Source organism: Mesorhizobium sp. M7A.F.Ca.ET.027.03.2.1, assembly GCF_003999175.1.
Taxonomy (GTDB): domain Bacteria; phylum Pseudomonadota; class Alphaproteobacteria; order Rhizobiales; family Rhizobiaceae; genus Mesorhizobium.
The window spans coordinates 1-2,501 of sequence record NZ_RZOM01000916.1 but is presented as its reverse complement, the minus strand read 5'-3'; the positions used below and the strand labels follow the sequence as shown (position 1 = coordinate 2,501).

The following is a 2,501-nucleotide window of genomic DNA, read 5'->3' as shown; positions in this document are numbered from 1 at the left end:
AGAGCCAGGCAGCCAGTATGCCGCCGCCGAGTGCGGCGAAATTGGCGATGATGGTCAGGCACGGCAAGGCGATGACCAGCGCCACGAGCCGGGGAAAGACCAGGACGCCGATCGGGTTGAGCCCGATGACCTTCAGCGCGTCGACCTCCTCGCGCATCTTCATCGAGCCGATCTCGGCAGTGATCGCGCTGCCGGAGCGGCCGGCGATCATGATTGCCGTCATCAGCACGCCAAGCTCGCGCAGGATCAGCACGCCGACCAGGTCGACGACGAAGATATCGGCGCCGAAATAGCTGAGCTGATAGGCGCCTTGCTGGGCAACGATGGCGCCGACGATCGCCGACATCAGCACCACCACCGGAATGGCGCCGACGCCCATGCGGTCGATCTGGTTGAAAATCGCCGCCGGGTTGACGGCATGGCCACGGCCGAGCTTCATCTGCGCGCCACGGATGGTGGCGCCGAGGATGTTCATCGAGGCGAGAAAATCGTCGCGCATCTCGTAGACCCGGCGGCCAACCGCCTCCAGCGCGCGAATGACGATGTTGGGCGGCCGCGCCGGGCCGGATTCGGGTTCGCGCCGCACGGCCTCGCCGACAGCTTCGAGCAGGATCGAAGCGATCTCGCTCTGGCCTTGCATCTGGATCTCGACGCCCTTCTTCTCGAAGGCGCTGACCAGCCGGTCGATCAGCCAGGCGCCGGCGGTGTCCATCTTCTCGATCTTGGAAACATCGAGCGCCAAGGTTTTGAAGCCGCTTCGCTTTTCGATCTTGCGCATGTCGGCGTCGATGAGCGCGACGGTCCTTGTGGTCCAGATTCCGGAGAAAGCGCAGCCAAGAACGCCATCCTCCTCGCCGATCGCCACGCGCGGTTCGTGGTCAGCCTCCCCTGCGGTCGTGCCGCTTGCGTCGCGCTTGCCGATGGTCAACATGGCGTCCTGTTTAGCCTGACGGGTCTGACCTGTCGATTTGCCGACAACGCTTGTCGCACAGCAGGAGCAGAAAAATATGGCGCGTGTCATTTCGGTCGAGGCCGAGCGTTTTCCCATCGCCGGAACCTTCACCATTTCGCGAGGTTCCAAGACCGAAGCCGAGGTGATCTCCTGCACGATCGGCGAGGGCGGCCACCTCGGCCGCGGCGAATGCGTCCCCTACAAGCGCTATGGCGAGACCATGGAGGGCGTGCGCGACGCGATCGAGGCCATGCGCGGCCGGATCGCCGGTGGCATCAGCCGGACCGCCTTGCTCGATGCTATGCCGGCCGGAGCCGCCCGCAACGCCATAGACTGCGCCCTGTGGGACCTGGAGGCAAAGCTCAGCGGAACCTCGGTAGCAGTCGCGATAGGTGCTCTTCCCTTGCAGGCGCTCGAAACCGCCTACACGCTGTCGCTGGGCGAGCCGGAGGCGATGGCGGCGCAGGCTCGCGCCAATGCGGCGCGGCCGCTGCTCAAGGTCAAGATCGGCGGCGACAACGACATCGCCCGCATCCGCGCGGTCAGGCAGGCAGCGCCAGACAGCCGCATCATCCTCGACGCCAATGAGGGCTGGAGCGACGACAACATCGTTGCGAACCTCGCCTTTGCCGCCGAACAAGGCATCGCGCTGATCGAGCAGCCGCTGCCGGCCGGTCATGACGAAATCCTGCGCCATATCGCCCATCCCGTGCCGATCTGCGCCGATGAAAGCGTGCACGAGGCTGAGAATCTCGAAGCGCTTGTCGGTCTCTACGATGCCGTCAACATCAAGCTCGACAAGTCGGGGGGCCTGACTGCGGCACTGGTGCTGCGCGATCGCGCCCGCGAACTCGGTTTCGGCGTGATGGTCGGCTGCATGGTCGGCACGTCATTGGCGATGGCGCCAGCGGTGCTGCTTGCCCAGCATGCCGATTTCGTCGACCTCGACGGTCCGCTGCTGCTTGCCCGCGACCGGGTACCGGGCCTTGTCTACCAGGGATCGATGGTGTCACCGCCCGATGTGGCGCTGTGGGGCTGAGCGCGCTGCAAGGCCGATCAGCACGAGGCCGATCAAGGCGATCGGGATCATGGCAAAGAAGCCGTCCACGCCGAGATGGTCGTAGAGCGGGCCGGACGCCAGCGTCACCACCGCCATGAAGAAGCCGTTGGAGAAATAGGCAATGCCTTGCGCGGCACCTGTCCGCTCCTCGGAGACGGTTTCGCCGATCATCTTCTGCAGGCCGATCAGCCCAAGCGCCACCGAGACCGAGTGCAGCGACTGGACACCGAAGAAACCGGGAATGCCGAGGCCGAGCGGCCAGACCAGCGGAAAGGCGATCCAGCGCACGATGGAGCCGATCCCCGCCATCACCATGATCGACACGACGGAGAACCGGTCAAAAAAGCGGGTGAACATCATGAACATGCAGACTTCCGACACCACGCCCCAAGCCCATAAGAGACCGACAACCGAATCGCTGAGGCCGATCGATTTCCAGTAGATGGAGACGAAACCGTAGAGGAATGCGTGGCTGGCGGTTATGACGCC

Annotated in this window: 3 protein-coding genes; 1 reads left to right on the top strand and 2 read right to left on the bottom strand. The window is 64.5% G+C overall.

Features of this window, described 5'->3' with window-relative positions:
- Positions 1 to 931, bottom strand: a 931-nt coding sequence (locus EN750_RS28965) for an ABC transporter permease (protein WP_145968010.1), incomplete at its 3' end; no start/stop codon positions are given.
- A gap of 76 nt (positions 932 to 1,007) precedes the next feature.
- Here EN750_RS28965 and dgcA point away from each other — a divergent pair.
- Positions 1,008 to 1,991 carry an N-acetyl-D-Glu racemase DgcA gene (gene dgcA, locus EN750_RS28960; protein WP_127382672.1) on the top strand — a complete coding sequence of 328 codons (984 nt, stop codon included), beginning with the start codon at positions 1,008 to 1,010 and terminating at the stop codon, positions 1,989 to 1,991.
- Here dgcA and EN750_RS28955 read toward each other — a convergent pair.
- Positions 1,962 to 2,501: MFS transporter (locus EN750_RS28955; protein ID WP_189526546.1), on the bottom strand; the 540-nt coding region annotated here is incomplete at its 5' end. The genes dgcA and EN750_RS28955 overlap by 30 nt on opposite strands.

Bases quoted from the DNA above. Each gene is read 5' to 3' on its own strand.
- dgcA (WP_127382672.1), top strand. From the start codon at position 1,008: ATGGCGCGTGTCATTTCGGTCGAGGCCGAGCGTTTTCCCATCGCCGGA.